A 17,751-nucleotide genomic window follows, 5' to 3' on the forward strand; every position below is an offset into this window, starting at 1 on the left:
TCACTCACTCACAGGAAAGTCGCGATGATGAACAAGCTATTCAAACAGGCGATGTGCAGCGTTGCGCTGCTATGCGCGGCAGCCAGTTTCGCGTCGGCCGCGGAGCCGCAATCGTGCATGCAGGTGAACATGGCGGGGCCGGGATGGACCGATATCGACGCCACCAATGCAATGACGGGCGTCGTGCTGAAGGCGCTCGGGTATAAACAGAAGGTGGCCAACCTTTCTGTGCCGATCACGTATCAGGGCCTGAAAAAAGGGCAAATCGACGTGTTTCTCGGCAACTGGATGCCCGCGCAAGCACCGGTCGTCAAACCGTTTGAAGAAGAAAAGTCGATCGTGGTCGTCCATCCGAATCTGAGCAATGCGAAGTTCACGCTCGCAGTGCCCGACTACGTGGCGGCGGCGGGCGTTCACTCGTTCGCGGACCTAGCCAAAAATGCCGACAAGTTCGATAGCAGGATCTACGGCATCGAACCCGGCGCGCCGGCCAATCAGAACATCAAGAAGATGGTCGATGACAAAGCGTTCGGTCTCGACAACTGGAAGGTCGTCGAATCCAGCGAGACGGGCATGCTTACACAAGTCGAGCGTGCAGTACGCGAGAAGAAGTGGATCGTGTTCCTTGCGTGGGAGCCGCATGTGATGAACACGAAGTTCAAGCTGACTTATCTCGACGGAGGCGATAAGTACTTCGGCCCGAACTACGGCGGCGCCACGGTCAACACCGTTGCGCGCAGCGGCTATGCGGAACAATGCCCTAACGTGGATCGTCTCTTCAAACAGCTGACATTCAACGTCGACATCGAGAACGGAGTAATCACCGAAGTACTCGAAAAGAAGACCAGTGTCGACGTAGCCGCGACCGAAGCGCTGAAGCGCCACCCCGAACTGCTCAAGTCGTGGCTGGATGGCGTCAGTACCGCGAGCGGCGCGAATGGCCTGCAAGCCGTTCAGACGGCGCTCGGTGTGAAGTAGAAAAGGCAATGCCAGTTGTTCGCTCGTAAGGTCGCAAGGCGACAGATTCATGTCGCATCCAATCGACTCGCCGTAAAACTGGAACCGTATTCTTGACGCGTCGATGCGGGCTTGGCGGAATTTTCATGCGGAACAAATAACAGCCAGGCCATATCGATCGGTCTCAACCGGTTTCGAACTGCCCGTCATGCGAGAAGCGCCGCGCGCCTGCTATTGGCCGCGGCAGGGATCGCTTTATCCAACGAATTGCGCAGGCAAAGAGCAGGGGAGAATTCAATGAAGAAGAGAAATGCCGTCAGTCTTTCGGGACTCGCTATTGCAGCAAGCGCCGTGTGCGCGCCAACGGCTGTTCACGCGCAAAGCAGTGTCACGCTGTATGGCGTTCTGGACGCGGGCATCACGTACGTGAGCAACGCCGGTGGCTCCCACCAGGTCAAGTTCGACGACGGCATTTCGTACGGTAACCGTATCGGCTTCAAAGGTGTCGAAGATCTCGGCGGCGGCTTGCAGGCCATCTTCGTGCTCGAGTCGGGATTCCACCTGGGCAATGGGCAGCTCGGATTTGGCGGTGCCGAATTCGGCCGCCAGGCGTATGTTGGCCTGAAGAACAACTGGGGCACTCTGTCGTTTGGTAACCAGCTGGACATGACCGAAGAATTCGCCTACCTGTACAACATATCGGCGTGGGCGAGCGGTTATGCGATTCACCAAGGCGACTTCGACCGGATGAACGGCGACCGGCTGCCGAATTCGATCAAGTATCTCTCCAACGACATCTCCGGTTTTTCTTTTGGTGGCATGTACTCGTTCGGCAATACGGCGGGCGACTTTCACCAGAAGAGCGCATGGAGCGTGGGCGCGCGCTATGAACACGGCGCGTTCAACATGGGCGCCGCCTATACGCAGCTGAACAATCCGTACGGTATCTACGCATTCGATCCGTATGCGATGATCGGCACGCGTACTTTCCTCGGCCAGCCCACCGTCTCGGTCGATCCTGCAACCGGCGCGGTAACAGATTTGTACAGTGCATCCGCGTTCCCCGTCGACAAGCAAGGTGCCTTTGCAGTCGGCGCCGCATACACGATTGGCAATGTGATGTTGAGCGGCAACTTCACCTACACGACAATCAAGGGGCTCGGACAAACGTCGCATATGCAGGTGTACGAGGGCGGCGCTTCGTACACATTCACGCCGGCGTTGATGCTATACGGTGGTTATCAACACACGCGATTTGAAGGAAACCACTGGAATCAGGGCTCGCTCGGGCTTCACTACCTGCTGTCCAAACGCACGGATGTTTATATCTCCGGTGATTATCTGCGCGCTTCCGATGGCGTGAACGCGGTTATCGGCTATAGCTTCACGCCGTCGAGCACGAGCACGCAGGCCGATGTGCGTATCGGCATGCGCCATTCTTTCTGAAGCACCGGCGGCGGGTTTCCGGCAGTGGGAATCCGCCGTGGCCATTTGTCTGCTTTATCAGTATTTGTCGCTTCTTCTTTATATCCGCTCTACAATCCCGTCCCGCGCATGAGTCGCAGTTCAGTCCGATGTGCCGTTATGGCATATACGGACGTCGCACTCCATGTCTTCCTTTCCGAATTGCAATGAGCGGTGCTGCCGCTATCCACGCATCGTGACGCACTGTATCAACATCTTGGCGGGACCGAGGATGCCGAATGCCGATAAAGCTTTCGTTTGAAGCGCTTGAAGTACTGGACGTAATAGACAGAACAGGTACATTCGCGGAGGCAGCCGAATTGCTGCACCGAGTACCGTCGGCGCTGACGTATCTCGTGCAGAAGATCGAAAGCGATCTGGGCGTCGAACTGTTCGACCGCAGCGGAAGACGCGCGAGACTCACGCAAGCCGGCCGGGTACTCGTGGAAGAAGGGCGTCAGTTGCTCAAAGCGGCGCGACAGCTCGAAATGAAAGCGCAAGGCATCCAGCGAGGTTGGGAATCGGAACTTTGTATCTGTCTGGATGAAATCCTGCCGTTCGAATCGTTGTGGCCGTATGTTCGCAGCTTCTACGAAATGGAGACGATCACGCGGTTGCGCCTGTCCACCGAAGTGCTTGGCGGCGTGTGGGATGCGCTGATCACGGGGCGCGCGGATCTCGCCGTGGGCGCGGTCGGCGAGCCGCCTCACGCGGCGAATATCGCGGCGCGGCCGATCGGAGCGTTGCGGCATCTATTCGTGATGGCGCCCGATCACCCGCTTGCCGCGATAACCGAGCCGTTGGACCGCGGCACGATTGCCGGATATCGCGGCGCTGTCATAAGCGACACGTCGCGCGAGTTACAGCCTCAATCGGTGGCGACGTACGACGGCCAACCCGTCATCGTGGTGCCTACGCTGGCGGCCAAGGTCGGCGCGCTGTGCGAAGGAATCGCAGTGGGCATGCTGCCTGAGCGCGTGGCCGAAGGCCTCATACGCGAAGGGAATCTCGTCGCGAGACGGATTGCCGGCGTGCGTGCGCACACGCAGTGCTATCTCGCGTGGCGCGAAGATAAAGGCGGACATGCGCTGGATTGGTGGGTCGGGCAGCTGGACAAGGAAGATCTGGTCGACAGGCTGTTCGGTGCATCCATATAGTCGGGAACGTCAGTTCAACAACGCCGCCTGCAGATTAAATTCTTGTTGACGGATCTTTTGACGGTGACCGATAGTCACTGCCGGAAGATCTGTTAATCCCAGGCTCGTGCGTGAAAGACACAACCCGCTCCCCCTCGTCCCGCGCTGACCACGTGTACTTCAGCGTGCGAGACGATATCTTCGACATGCGCCTGCTTCCGGGCGACCGTATGACTGAAGCCAGCATCGCCGACCGCTTCGGCGTTTCGCGCACACCTGCGCGAGAGGCGCTGCAACGTCTTCAAAGCGACGGTCTGATGCGCGGCTATGTGCGCGGCGGCTGGGAAGTCGTGCCGATCGACTTCAAGCGCTTCGAAGATCTATACGAATTGCGCAAGCTGATAGAGACGTTTTCTGTCACTAAGCTCTTTGGCGCTGACGGAACCCTATCCGCCACCGCTTTGCAGATGCTTGAGCGGCTCGACCGCATCTGGAACGTCCCTCGCGCGCAACGCGTTCGCGACGGCCGGGAGATGGTGGCGCTCGACGAGGCGTTCCACGAGGCGCTTGTGCTCGCCGCCGGCAATGAAGAGTTGAGCGCCGCAATGCAGCGCGTGACCGACCGCATCCGCGTGGTGCGGCGCCTCGACCTCGTATACGGCGATTGCATCGACGACACTTATAACGAACACATCGCGATTCTCGCCGCCATCCGCGACCTTGCGGCTGACCGGGCAGTCGAGTTACTGGGGCGGCACATAGAAGGAAGCAGGGCGGAAGTGCGCACACTGACCACCGAGCGCCTGCAGCGCGCCCGCACCGCCTCGGAGCCTCACAGTGCGCCTTATGCACCACCGAGGTTGCGAGGCACCATCTAGCAACACGCTTTCAGGCGCGACGATTTGTTAAGCGCCTTCTGCACTCGGCCTTTGCGCGGAATGCAGACGTTGGCATGGAATTCGCATATGCACCGGGTATGTATACAAGCAAAAGCCCCGTGCATCCGATGACTTCCGAATTTCTGAACCCGGCCCGCGGAACCCGCGGAATGGCGGTCGCGCCTCATGCGCTTGCCGCGCAGAGCGCGCTCGCGATCTTGCGCGAAGGCGGCAACGCCGTCGAAGCGATGATCTCTGCCGCGGCGACAATCGCCGTCGTCTATCCGCATATGAACAGCATTGGCGGCGACGGGTTCTGGCTTATCTCGCGTCCCGGCGCCGAGCCGGTCGGCATCGAGGCGTGCGGTGCGGCGGCATTGGCGGCGAGTGTCGACGAGTACCGCTCGCGTGGACTCTCGGCCATACCGACGCGCGGCCCGCTCGCCGCCAACACGGTGGCCGGTACGGTGTCCGGCTGGCAGCGCGCGTATCGCTGGTCGGCTGAAACGCTGGGCGGCAGGCTACCGGTCGAACGCCTGCTCGAAGACGCGATCCATTACGCGAAGCACGGCGTGCCGGTCACGCGCAGTCAGTCGCAATGTGTCGAAAGCCGTCTCGCCGAACTGCGCCCGATCGCGGGTTTCACAGACACCTTCCTCTGCGACGGTCGGGTGCCGGCTACAGGCGAGCGCTTCGTCGCACCTCGTCTTGCCGCCACTCTCGAACGTCTGGCTCACGCAGGCTTCGACGACTTCTATCGCGGCGACCTTGCACGCAGCATCGCGAGTGATCTTCAGTCGGCCGGTTCGCTGTTGACTCTCGCAGACCTGCAACGACACGAGGCGCGAATGCGAACGCCGCTCGCGCTCGAGCATTCGTTGGGCACGATCTACAACATGCCGCCGCCGACACAAGGGCTCGTGTCGTTGCTGATTCTGGGCATTCTCGATCGCGTGTTGACGAAAGAGATGGACCCGCTGGGTCCCGAGTTCGTGCACGCCTGCGTCGAAGCAACCAAGCTCGCGTTCGCGGTGCGCGACGCAGAGATCACCGATCCGGATCACATGCGCGTCGATCCACGCGAACTGCTAAAGCCTGCCGCGCTCGACGCAATGGCTGCGCAAGTGTCGTCGACTCGAGCCGCGCCGTGGGGCGCCGGTCGCGGGCCCGGCGATACGGTGTGGCTTGGCGTGACCGACAGCGACGGCGTGGCGGTGAGCTTCATCCAGAGCATTTATCACGAGTTCGGCAGCGGCGTGGTGCTGGCCGGGACGGGCATCAACTGGCAGAACCGCGGATGCAGCTTTTCGCTCGACGAGCGCTCGCGCAATCCGTTAATGCCGCTGCGCCGGCCTTTTCATACGCTGAACCCGGCGCTCGCGCGTTTTGCAGATGGCCGCACGATGGTCTACGGCAACATGGGTGGCGACGGTCAGCCGCAGTCGCAAAGTGCGGTGTTCTCGCGCATCGCGATGTTCGGCTGGAACCCGCAGGCCGCGATCGACGCGCCGCGTTGGCTGCTCGGCCGCACATGGGGTCAATCGACCGACACGCTCAAACTCGAAGCGCGTTTCGCTCCGGACACGATCGCGCGGCTCGCGGCGCTCGGCCACGAAGTCGAGACGATGCAGGCGTATGACGAAGCAATGGGACATGCCGGCGCAATCGTTCGGTATCCAGATGGATTGATCGAAGCGGGCTACGACCCGCGCAGTGACGGGGCAGCCGCGGGCTGGTAGACGCACACGCGCGCTATTTTTCAATCGGATTGCAGGTCCGGCCCTCGAGGCCCGGAGGACGCTGCACGTCTGCCGGGCGCCGGCAGACCTTCGCCTAGTAATGGAGTCACCATGACCACACGTTTGCAATCTTCGTTGCCACCCATCGCGTCGACGGAAGCCGGCGCCGTTTCGTCGAGCGCGACCCACAATCGTTGGCTTCAACTCGGGCTCGGTCTCGTCTGCATGATGGCGATCTCGAGTCCGCAGTATGTATGGACGCTGATGACGAAGCCGCTCGCCGCGAAACTCGGTGTTGCACTGCCTGAACTACAGGTCACGTTTTCGCTGCTGATCATATTGCAGACGTTCTTCTCGCCGTTCCAAGGCAAGCTGATCGACCGCTTCGGGCCACGCATGCTGATTTCAATAGGCACCGTCATGTCGGGCCTGAGTTGGGTGCTGGCCTCACAGGTGCATAGCGCGCCGATGCTCTACCTCACTTATGGATTGGTCGGCGGTCTCGGCACCGGCATTGTGTATGTCGGCGTGGTGGGGTTGATGGTGCGCTGGTTCCCGACCAATCGCGGCTTTGCGGCGGGCGCCGTCGCGGCGGGCTATGGCATGGGCGCAATCGTCACGACGTTCCCGATCGCCACGTCGCTGCAGGTGCGCGGCATCGATGCAACGCTCTGGATATTCGGCATTGCGTTCGCAGTGGTAGGGCTGCTTGCTTCGCAAGGTTTGCGCGTGCCGCCTGCGCACGATGCCGCGGGTTCCCCCGGCTCCGCTTCCACGCCTAGCGTTAAGAATTTTCGCCCTTCGCAGACCTTGAAGACGCCGATCTTCTGGCTGATGTTCGCGATGATGACCATGATGTCCACGTCGGGCCTCATGATCACCTCGCAAATGGCCACCTTCGCCGCCGACTTCGGCGTGACCAAGGTTCTCGTGTTCGGTATGGCGGCGTTGCCGCTGGCGTTGACGATCGACCGCTTCACGAACGGGCTCACGCGACCGCTGTTCGGCTGGGTGTCGGACAGAATGGGGCGCGAGAACACGATGTTTTTTGCCTTCGCGCTCGAAGGTGTGGCCATGGCGTTATGGCTGCTCACGCGCGATAACGCCGTGCTGTTCGTGCTGCTGTCGGGCGTGGTGTTCTTCGGCTGGGGCGAGATCTTCTCGCTGTTTCCGTCGACCCTCACTGACACGTTCGGCACGCGGCACGCCACCGAGAACTACGGCTGGCTGTATATCTCGCAGGGGATCGGTTCGATTTTCGGCGGCCCGCTCGCGGCGTTGATGCATCAGCATGCGGGAAGCTGGGTGCCGGTGTTTTCGACCGCGATCACGCTCGACATCGCGACCGCGCTGCTTGCCATTGCCGTGCTCAAGCCGATGCGCCGGCGTTTTATGACGGCACAGCAGGGCGCGTAATGTTAATCGCCTTGTCGAAATGCACTCCGAAGACGTCGTCGAGGAACAGACATGTCCGTTCAGCTTGCGTTACGTAATATCCGTAAATCGTTTTCGAACAAACTCGGCTCCGTCGACGTGCTCGGCGGTCTGACCTTCGATATCCACGAGCGCGATTTCGTCAGCATCATCGGGCCTTCGGGCTGCGGCAAAACTACGGTGTTCAACGTGATCGCCGGCCTGCTCGAGGCGGATAGCGGTGACATCGTCTATCGCGGGCAAAGCGTCGATGGCTTGCGCGGCAAGGTCGGCTATATGATGCAGCGCGATCTGCTGCTGCCCTGGCGCACCGTGCTGCAAAACGTGCTGATCGGGCCGGAGCTCTCGAAGATGCCGGCCGCGCAAGCACGCGACATGGCGATGGAATACCTCAACACGTATGGGCTCGCCGGCTTCGAGAACGCGTATCCGCGCATGCTGTCAGGCGGCATGCGTCAGCGCGTGGCGCTGATCCGCACGCTGATTAACGATCCCGACATCATTCTGCTGGACGAGCCTTTCTCGGCGCTCGACTACCAGACGCGCCTGTATCTGGAAGGGGTGCTGATGGAGGCCGTCGAGACGTTTCACAAGACAGTCGTACTTGTTACGCACGACATCGACGAGGCGGTGGCTTTGTCGAAGCGCGTCGTCGTACTTGGCGGCCGGCCGTCGCAGGTGAAGAAGATCTACGACATCGACATAGCCGCTCGCTCGCCGATCGGCGCGCGCAGCGATCCCAACTTCGCCGGGTACTTTCACGCGTTATGCGGCGAGCTCGATATTCAGACGGAGGTGAAAGCAGCATGACGCAATCCGCTTCCATCAATAAACCGGCGCCGGCACAACGCACAGCGAAGCCTCGCGCGCGCTTCGTGCTCGACAGCGGCTGGGGGCGTTCGCTGTTGCAACTCGCGGCGGTAGTGGCGTTCTTTGCGATATGGGAAGGCGCGGCGCGCGTCGGCTGGGTATCGAATTTCCTTGTCGGCTCGCCGTCGAAAATACTCGCAGCGCTCTTGCGCGACGTGCAGTCGCATCAGCTTTTCATCGACACCGGCTATACGCTCTTCGAAGCAATTCTCGGATTCGTGTTCGGCACCGCGGTCGGGTCGGTGTGCGGACTCGCGCTGTGGTATTCGCCGTTCGTCGCGCGGCTCATCGAGCCGTTTATCGTCGCGATCAACAGTGTGCCGAAGATCGCTTTTGCGCCCATCGTGATTCTTTGGTTCGGCACCGGGCTCATCTCGAAGGTTGCGCTGGCCATTTCGCTGACCGCGATCGTTGCGCTGATTGCCGCATATGAAGCGGCCAAGGACGCCGATCCCGATCTGCAGGCGTTGCTCGTCACGCTCGGCGCGAACAAGAACGACGTGTTCATGAAAGTCGTAGTGCCGTTCACGCTGCCTTATGTGATCTCCACGTTTCGCATCAACGTCGGCTTCGGTCTGGTGGGCGCAGTGGTAGGTGAATTCATCTCATCGGAGAAGGGCCTTGGACACATGATTTTCACCGCGTCCAGCCTGTACGACCTCAACACCGTGTGGGAGGGCCTGTTCGTGCTCATGGCGATCGGCTTCGTCCTGTACTTTCTGATCGACATGCTCGAACGCAAGCTGCTGCCCTGGCGGCAGGCGTCGAATACCACCACGCTCAAGGTTTAACGCATTCCGGCAGTCCAACCACTTCATGACAGGACAGACGATGGCATTCACCGCAAGAAAGGCGCTCGTCGCGCTCACGACCGCTTTGGCACTGAGCGTTGCAGGCGTTTCAACACCGGCACTGGCCGACGGAAAGAAAGTGACTATCTCGCAGGCGTTCCAGTCGATGCTCTATCTGCCGCTTTATGTGGCGATAGACGGCGGATTCTTCGAGAAGGCGGGACTCGACGTCACGAAGCAGACGGCGGGCAGTCCGAGCGCGGCGCTTTCGGCCGTGCTGTCCGGCAGCGCCGACTTCTCGCTACACGGGCCGGAGTGGACGGCCGTGGCCGCGGAGAAGGGCGCCGATGTCGATGTGATCGCGAATGTCGTGAACGGTGCGGCGGTGTGGATCGCCGTTGCGCCGGATGTGAAGTTCAGCGGCATCAAGGACGTGAAAGATCAGGTGATCGTGTCGGGACAGATGCCGACCACCAGCACGTCGTTGTTCTTCAAACTGTTGAAGGAGAACGGCATGTCGCAAAGCGACGTGAAGCTGGTTCAGGTGCCGCTCGGCTCGGAGATCGGACCGCTCGTTGCCGGCCAGGCGAAGATCGCGGTGATGTATGAGCCCGGTCTGGATCAGGCTGTCGCGAAAGGCATGAAAGTCGTGCTCGGCTTTCCGAAGCTCTATGGTGAATACGCGTTTTCGTCAATCTCCGCCAAGCGCAGCGTCGATCCGGATGCAGCCGCGCGGTTCGTGAAGGGGCTGCAAAACGCGCTGCTCTACATGCAAAGCCACCCTGCGGAAACGGCGGCCATCGCGCGCAAGGAATTTCCGACACTCGACGCCGCAGTGGTCGACGCAGCGGTGAAGCGTATGCTCGACGAAGGCGTGTATCCGAAGAACGTCAGCATCACGCCGAAAGCGCTGACTGTCGCGATGGATACGCAGATCGCCCTCGGCAATCTGAAGCAGCAGCCGAACTACGACAGGTTCATCGTGCAGAATTACATCCAGCCGGCGGTTGCCGCGAAATAACACCGCTCACACCGTTGACACCGTTCGCGACGCTTACATGACCATGTCCTCTACTTCTTCAAAAGCTGCGCCAATTCCGTCCATCTCGCAGATTCGCGCTGAAGTTGCCTCGGGCGAGGCGAGACTCGAGCAGTACGTCACACAGGCTTACGAGGCGGCGTGCAAATCGCAGGCGTCGTTGCATGCGTTCTGTTATTTGCTGGACGCCGCGCCCGTCAATGCCGTGGATGTGGCCTCGCCGCTGGCGGGCGTACCAGTCGCGGTAAAGGACGTGATCGATACCGCCGACATGCCGACCGAATTCAACTCGCTCGCCTACAAAGGACGGCGGCCCGAGCGGGATGCGTGGGTGGTCGCGCGTTTGCGTGCGGCGGGCGCGTCGATTATCGGCAAGACGGTGACGACCGAATTCGCGTGGCGTAAGCCGGGCGCAACCGTCAACCCGTGGAATGACGCGTTCACGCCGGGCGGTTCGTCGAGTGGCTCAGCGGCGGCGGTCGCGGCGGGGATCGTGCCGCTCGCGCTCGGCACGCAGACGCAGGGATCGGTGATACGGCCGGCGGCGTACTGCGGCATCGTCGGCTTCAAGCCGACTTACGGTGCGATTGCGCGCACGGGCGTGTTGCCGCTGGCGTGGTCGCTGGACCACGTCGGCATGTTTGCAACACGCGTCGCGGACGTGGCTTATGCACTGGCGCTCGTCACCGGCGAGGACGCCGCCGATCCGCACGTCGCGCATGTTCGGTCCGCTGCCCATGTTGCGGCGCGCGGCACGGGGACGCGGCGCATCGGCGTGCTGTCCAAACAGGCCGGCGGGGCAATCGAGCCGGCGCAGCAGGCCGCGCTCGACAGGCTCGCGGCTCAACTGGCACGAGACGGCGCCGAGATCGTCACGGTCGATCTGCCGGCCGAGATCTTCGAAACGCCTGCACATGCGTTGAAATTGATGTCGGTTGAAGCTGCCATCACGCACGGCGAACTGGTCGACCGCACACCCGAACTGGTGAGCGAGGCAATGCGCGGCCTCGTCGAAGATGGCCGCAAGCTGCCCGCGACCGTCTACGCGCGCATCAAGGCGGCGCAGATGCCGATGGCGCACCGCTTTCACGACTGGCTGACCGGCGCGATGGCGCTCGATGCGCTGCTGGTCGCGCCGGCCACGGGCGAACCGCCGCGCGGGCTCGACTATACGGGCGACGCGTCATTCTGTGCGCCGTGGACGTTTCTCGGCGTGCCGGCCGTGACCGTGCCCGTGGGATTCGGGCCGCAGGGTTTGCCTCTCGGCGCGCAACTGGTAGGCGCTGCGCACGCTGACGCCGATTTGCTGAAGCTCGCCGAATGGGTCGAAGCGCGCACAGGGTGGCAGGCGGCGGTGGCGCAGCGGAAGATATGAGCGCGAACGCCGGGCCGGCTGCGCGGGTGTGGCATGGGTTGTGCGTCTTTGTAGGGTTCCTGGCCCATAGCTACCGACCGATATGGATGCAAGCAGCCGCAAACCCCGTTCGTCCTCGGCATCTTCCCGCACAGACACGGGGTTCGTCAGCGTGCGCGGCGCGCGGGAACATAACCTGAAAAACGTCGACGTGCAGATTCCACGCGACGCGCTGGTCGTATTTACAGGCGTGTCCGGTTCGGGCAAGTCGTCGCTCGCATTCGGCACGCTGTACGCGGAGGCCCAGCGGCGCTATTTCGAATCGGTCGCGCCTTACGCGCGGCGTCTGATCGAGCAGGTCGGCGTGCCCGAAGTCGACGCAATCGAAGGATTGCCGCCCGCGGTCGCATTGCAACAGCAACGCGGCACGCCGTCGGCGCGTTCGTCGGTGGGAAGCGTGACTACGCTGTCCACCCTCGTGCGCATGCTGTATTCGCGGACCGGAACTTACCCGCCCAAACAGCCCATGCTGTTCGCCGAGCACTTTTCGCCGAACACGGTGCAGGGTGCCTGTCCGACATGTCATGGGCTAGGGCGCGTGTATGAAGTCACCGAAAGTTCGATGGTGCCCGACGACTCGCTGACCATTCGCGAGCGCGCGATCGCTGCGTGGCCACCCGCATGGCATGGACAAAACCTGCGCGACATCCTCGTGACGCTTGGTTATGACGTGGACACGCCGTGGCGCGATCTGCCGAAGAAAGATCGCGACTGGATTCTCTTCACCGATGAGCAGCCAACCGTGCCCGTCTACGCCGGTCTCACACCCAAAGAGACGCGCGCAGCGCTCAAACGGAAAGACGAGCCGAGCTATCAGGGGACGTTTACCGGCGCGCGCAGATACGTCTTGCATACCTTCGCCAACACGCAAAGCGCGCTGATGAAAAAGCGCGTGTCGAAGTACATGGTATCGAGCGACTGTCCGGAGTGCGGCGGCAAGCGGCTCACGAAAGAAGCGCTATCGGTGAAATTCGCCGGACTCGATATCGCCGAGCTTTCGCAGTTGCCTCTGTCTGGACTCGCCGCGCTTCTTGAACCGGTCGCGCGCGGAGAATGGCAGGAGCCGGTCGAGGTAACACGGGGCAAGGGCGACGTGCTCAGCAGGAGCGCTATGCGCGACGCCGTCGAGCGGCGCGTGGCGGCTGGCGGATCGGCGCACAAGGCCTCGCCTGACGTGCGACGTACGCCGAACCTGTCGGGCGAGAAGCGCCTCGCCGCGCAACGCATTGCGGCCGAACTTCAGGAACGGCTGACCACGCTCATCGACCTGGGCCTGGGTTATCTCTCGCTCGATCGCAGTACGCCGACGTTGTCCTCGGGTGAACTGCAGCGCTTGCGGCTCGCCACGCAATTGTCGTCGCAGCTCTTCGGGGTCGTGTATGTGCTCGATGAGCCATCGGCCGGCTTGCATCCCGCGGATGGCGAAGCGCTTTTCAGCGCGCTTCAGGCGCTGAAAGCAGCGGGCAATTCGCTGTTCGTCGTCGAGCACGATCTGCAGACGATGCGGCGCGCCGACTGGCTGGTCGATGTGGGTCCCGCTGCAGGCGAGGAGGGCGGTCACATTGTGTATAGCGGACCGCCCGACGGACTCGCGGCGGTCGAAGCGTCACAGACCCGCCGGCATCTATTCGCGCCGCCGGCAAGCGTCGAGCGCACGCCGCGCGAGGCGAAGGGCTGGCTGAGGCTTGCCGGTATCACCCGCAATAACCTGCATGGGCTGAACGTCGCGTTTGCGCTCGGCTGCCTGACGACGGTGACAGGCATATCCGGCTCGGGCAAATCGAGCCTTGTGAGTCAGGCGCTCCCGGAACTCGTCGCGAGCCGACTAGGGAAAGCAATCGAAAACCCGGACGATGACGAACAGGACCCGCTGCTCGCCGATGGCGGCATGCCGGCGAGCGGCCACATCGTCGACGGGATGAACTCGATCAGGCGGCTCGTACGGGTCGACCAGAAGCCGATTGGACGCACGCCGCGTTCCAATCTGGCCACCTACACAGGCCTTTTCGACCAGGTGCGCAAGCTTTTCGCGGACACGCCCGCCGCCCGCAAGCGGCGCTATAGCGCGGGTCGCTTTTCGTTCAATGTTGCGCAGGGCCGCTGCCCGACCTGCGAAGGCGAAGGGTTCGTCAGCGTCGAGCTGCTTTTTCTGCCGAGCGTCTATGCGCCTTGCACGACGTGCCACGGCACCCGTTATAACGAATCGACGCTGGAAATCACGTGGCGGGACAAGAACATTGCGCAGGTGCTGGGCCTGACGGTCGACGCCGCGTGCAGTTTCTTCGCCGACCAGCCCGGCGTGATGCGTTCCCTCACCGCGCTGCGCGACATTGGTCTTGGCTATCTGCGACTCGGCCAGCCCGCCACGGAGTTATCCGGCGGCGAAGCACAGCGCATCAAGCTCGCGACCGAGCTGCAACGGGCCCAACGCGGCGACACGCTATATATCCTGGACGAGCCTACGACTGGTCTTCATCCCGCCGACGTCGATCGGCTAATGGTGCAATTGCAAGGACTTGTCGATGCAGGCAACACGGTCGTCGCGGTCGAGCACGATATGCGAGTCGCCGCACAAAGCGACTGGGTTATCGATGTGGGCCCAGGGGCGGGAGACGCTGGCGGAACGATCGTGGTGAGCGGAAGACCCGCTGAAGTGGCGCGCGAAAAGCGCAGCCGCACCGCTGCGTATATCAAGGAACAGCTGGCGGCCTGATTCGGCGGCGCGGCTATTAAATAACTTCGCTCGAGGAACGCACCGCACGCCGTTCGCGCCTTTGCAGCCAGGTCATGCGTAACGGATTTGTTCAATGTCAGGTGTGCATCAAGAGCCTTGTCATGCAGGCCGCACGGCTGTGGACCTACGCGATTTCTGCGCCGTTCGCCGCATGCCTCCATCCCGCTTCACTGACCAGATGACAGTGGACGACAGTATTCTTTTTTATCAGTAGAATGCTGCAACCGCAACGATTCAGTGTTGCCGCAACCGACGCTCGGGCTCACCAGCCTCACGGTCTTATCACGACAGTGAGGCTATCAGCACGCGTGTCGTCGCGAGGCGACGCAGTCAAGTCGAATGCAAAACTGTGTGGCCGCTGCGAACGGGAGTGAATCGCACGCCGCCACGAACAATGGATCGCCGTCGCCACAACTGAAACCGATGGCGACACGTGTCACCTGGACCAACGACGCCATCGGCGCTCACCTGGCCGACCTGCTGGCCGGGTAGGGCGTCGGATCTCAAACCAACTTGTCGTGATACTTACCTGGCCGCAATATTGTGTATTCCAAAACGCAAATCGATCCGGTAGTCAGCTTCCGGAACTCGCAGGGCGAGCAGGTGCGAGGCACGATCATCAATCTCCAGCGAAACTCGCTGGTGATGGAGATCTATAACCCGTACTCGATTGTTCAGGTCAGCGAGGTGCTGAGCGACCTGTCCGTCAAGATGGGCGTGGAACCCGCCTATTCGGGCAAGGCAGTCGTCATCAGCATGGTCAATACCGGCCTCACAGCTATCGTTTCGGTAACGCTGATCGCCGAGTGGCGGGAACTGAGCGGCGGCGCGCTGGAAGCGCGTACGGTGGGCGAAGAAGCGCGCCGGTTCGTGCAGGACTGGACCGGCCGTTTCCAGATCCGCCGTGACTACCAGATCGCGGTCAACCAGATCCGCGCTTTTCTCTCGGACATGTCGCGATGGGTCGAGCAGGCAGACCTTGGCGAAACCATGCCGAAGGAAGGCAATAGCCTGCGCGAGGACTTCTTCTTCGAACTGGCATCGCCGCTCATGGAGAAGACCAAGCTCTACTTCGACGAATTCGAAGGCGAGGCACGGCTGGTCGACGAAGAACTGGCGCCCGCACATCGTGCCTTTGCCCAGGCTGCGCTACATCCGCTGCTGCTGCGCTCTCCCTTTGTCTTTCGCACGTTCACGAAGCCGTTGGGCTATGCCGGCGACTACCAGATGGTCAACCAGATGCTCGACGATCCGCGCCAGGGGCCGAGCACGTATTTCCAGATCGTCAACGCCGCTTTCCTGCAGACGGCCGTTGCGCGCGCGCACCGCAATCGCGTCGATTTGCTGGTGGACTACCTGACCCGGCTCGCCAACGAAGCGCGCGCCGCGCAGCGGCCGTTCCGGGTGCTGAACGTAGGTTGCGGCCCCGCCCAGGAGATCCAGCGTTTCATCCAAGAATACGACGAACCGCAGTGGCTGACGTTCGAACTGCTCGACTTTAGCCAGGAGACACTGGACTGGACACGCGAACGCCTCGCGTCCATTGCACAGAAAATGGGCAGGCGCATGACCATTAGCTACACGCACGATTCTGTCCACCACCTGCTCAAGCGCCGGATCGATGCGCACGCATCGGACGTCCGCGAGTTCGACGCCGTGTATTGCGCGGGCCTCTTCGACTACCTGTCGGACAAGGTGTGTGCGCGGCTGAACCAGCATTTCGCCAGCCGGACCAGACAGGGCGGCCGCCTGCTGGTAACCAACGTCCACGCCGACAACCCTGAGCGCCTGAGCATGGAGCACGTGCTTGAGTGGTACCTGATCTATCGCAACGAGGCACAGATGGCCGACATCATGCCGGAGAACTGCGGAGAGCCGCGCCTTTACACAGACTCGACCGGGGTTAATGTGTTCGCCGAGGTGGTGATCGGTCAGCAACAAGTAGCCTGAGATGACAACCTCCCTTGGTGGGCTACAGTCGAACTATCGTGAAGAGTTGCGCGACTACCGGTTGCTGTGCAGTAAGGCCGGCGGCCTGACGGTGATCGTGCTGGTGCTGATGGGCGTTGCGCTGGACTATGTCGTGTATCCGGATGAGCAGAAGCGCTTTGCGATAGTTCGGGTGCTGACCAGCGCAGCCATTGGCCTGGCATTGCTGTCGTTTTACACGACAACGGGCAAACGCCACGTGCAGATCATCACCTTCCTCTGGCTGCTGTTGCCGCAGGCAATGATCTCCTGGATGATTTATGTCACGCAGGGCGAGCAGTCGCTGTTCTATGCCGGGCTTATGCTGACGATCTTTGCGGTCGGCATTCTGTTCCCTTCCGGTTATTGGCAGACGCTGGCTTTCGGGCTGGCCACGGTCGCGCTCTATTACATAGCCTGCGTGGCTCATGCGGGCGGCATACACGACCCGAGCAAGTTTCTGTTTCAGCTCATCCTGATCTTCTTCTGTGCGTTGGCCAGTTCGGTGTACACCTACTTCAACGAGAAGGGCCGTTTCCAGCTTTTCCGGCTAAAGGAGGAGGTGGCGCACAAGAACGACCAGCTCGCCCGTACCAACGAAAACCTCGCGCAGATCAAAGGCCAGTTGTTGCAGCAGGAGAAGATGGCTGCAATCGGTACGCTGTCGGCGGGGTTGCTTCACGAGGTCAACAACCCGGTGAACTTCTGCCTGATGGCGATTGAAATCGGCATGGAAGAACCGCAGGCCAAAAGCAGCCCTTCGCTGATGGAGTGCCTGACGGATGTCAAGCAGGGGATGCAACGCATCCAGCATATCGTGTCGGACCTGAAGACCTTTGCCTACCGCCGACCCGGCGCGGCGGCAGACGACGTGCCGTTCCTGTTCGAGAAGGCGCTTGACTCGTCGATCCGGCTGAGCGCGCATGAACTGCGCGGCGTGAGCGTCACGCGCGAGCTGTCCGACGACACCCTCGTGCTGGGCGACGAAGCCGCCATTATCGGCGTGCTCATCAACCTGTTCTCAAATGCTGCCTTGGCCATGCAGAAGGCAGGCACCGTGTCGCCGCGCATCCACCTCGCGGCGGAGTGGCGCGACGACCGGCTGCATGTGAATGTGCGCGACAACGGACCGGGAATCGCCGCAGAGAATCTCGCGCGAGTGTTTGAACCGTTTTTCACGACGCGCGAAGTCGGCCAGGGCCTCGGCCTTGGCCTGTCCATTAGCTATGCGGTGGTGGAGCGGCACGGCGGCACACTATTCGCGGAAAGCACGTTGGGCGAGTGGACCGCCTTCAACTTCGACCTGCCGCGTGCCGAGTGATATCGA

13 protein-coding genes are annotated in these 17,751 nt (G+C 61.6%); all 13 read left to right on the top strand.

The features are described from left to right. The first annotated feature begins 24 nt into the window (after positions 1 to 24). On the top strand, positions 25 to 978 hold the full coding sequence (locus BCA01S_RS28540) for a choline ABC transporter substrate-binding protein (protein ID WP_084166972.1): 954 nt from the start codon (positions 25 to 27) through the stop codon (positions 976 to 978). A 276-nt stretch (positions 979 to 1,254) separates the two neighbouring features. After that, positions 1,255 to 2,403 carry a porin gene (locus tag BCA01S_RS28545; RefSeq protein ID WP_027779833.1) on the top strand — a complete coding sequence of 383 codons (1,149 nt, stop codon included), beginning with the start codon at positions 1,255 to 1,257 and terminating at the stop codon, positions 2,401 to 2,403. A gap of 257 nt (positions 2,404 to 2,660) precedes the next feature. Further along, entirely contained in the window at positions 2,661 to 3,578 is a 918-nt protein-coding gene (locus BCA01S_RS28550; protein WP_042319692.1) for a LysR substrate-binding domain-containing protein, read from the top strand. Positions 3,579 to 3,688: 110 nt separating this feature from the next. Beyond that, entirely contained in the window at positions 3,689 to 4,435 is a 747-nt protein-coding gene (locus BCA01S_RS28555; protein WP_244146055.1) for a GntR family transcriptional regulator, read from the top strand. Between the two features lie 128 nt (positions 4,436 to 4,563). Then, positions 4,564 to 6,174: a gamma-glutamyltransferase family protein gene (locus tag BCA01S_RS28560; RefSeq protein WP_027779836.1), complete on the top strand. Its 1,611-nt coding sequence runs from the start codon at positions 4,564 to 4,566 to the stop codon at positions 6,172 to 6,174. Between the two features lie 111 nt (positions 6,175 to 6,285). Beyond that, a complete protein-coding gene (oxlT, locus tag BCA01S_RS28565) occupies positions 6,286 to 7,590 on the top strand; it encodes an oxalate/formate MFS antiporter (RefSeq protein ID WP_027779837.1) in 1,305 nt (434 codons plus the stop codon). Positions 7,591 to 7,641: 51 nt separating this feature from the next. Then, on the top strand, positions 7,642 to 8,418 hold the full coding sequence (locus BCA01S_RS28570; protein ID WP_027779838.1) for an ABC transporter ATP-binding protein: 777 nt from the start codon (positions 7,642 to 7,644) through the stop codon (positions 8,416 to 8,418). Continuing rightward, positions 8,415 to 9,269, top strand: a complete 855-nt coding sequence (locus BCA01S_RS28575) for an ABC transporter permease (protein ID WP_020067519.1) — start codon at positions 8,415 to 8,417, stop codon at positions 9,267 to 9,269. Before BCA01S_RS28570 ends, BCA01S_RS28575 begins: the two co-directional genes overlap by 4 nt. A 40-nt stretch (positions 9,270 to 9,309) precedes the next feature. Further along, positions 9,310 to 10,290 carry an ABC transporter substrate-binding protein gene (locus tag BCA01S_RS28580; protein ID WP_027779839.1) on the top strand — a complete coding sequence of 327 codons (981 nt, stop codon included), beginning with the start codon at positions 9,310 to 9,312 and terminating at the stop codon, positions 10,288 to 10,290. A 37-nt stretch (positions 10,291 to 10,327) separates the two neighbouring features. After that, positions 10,328 to 11,683, top strand: a complete 1,356-nt coding sequence (locus BCA01S_RS28585) for an amidase (protein WP_027779840.1) — start codon at positions 10,328 to 10,330, stop codon at positions 11,681 to 11,683. Between the two features lie 82 nt (positions 11,684 to 11,765). Further along, positions 11,766 to 14,435, top strand: coding sequence for an excinuclease ABC subunit UvrA (locus BCA01S_RS28590; protein WP_027779841.1), 2,670 nt, complete (start codon positions 11,766 to 11,768; stop codon positions 14,433 to 14,435). 564 nt (positions 14,436 to 14,999) lie between these two features. Continuing rightward, positions 15,000 to 16,406: a class I SAM-dependent methyltransferase gene (locus tag BCA01S_RS28595; protein ID WP_027779842.1), complete on the top strand. Its 1,407-nt coding sequence runs from the start codon at positions 15,000 to 15,002 to the stop codon at positions 16,404 to 16,406. 1 nt (position 16,407) lies between these two features. Continuing rightward, positions 16,408 to 17,745, top strand: a complete 1,338-nt coding sequence (locus BCA01S_RS28600; protein WP_027779843.1) for a sensor histidine kinase — start codon at positions 16,408 to 16,410, stop codon at positions 17,743 to 17,745. The last annotated feature ends 6 nt before the right edge of the window (positions 17,746 to 17,751 follow it).

Origin of the sequence: Paraburkholderia caledonica NBRC 102488 (assembly GCF_000685095.1) — a bacterium.
Taxonomy (GTDB): Bacteria; Pseudomonadota; Gammaproteobacteria; order Burkholderiales; family Burkholderiaceae; genus Paraburkholderia; species Paraburkholderia caledonica.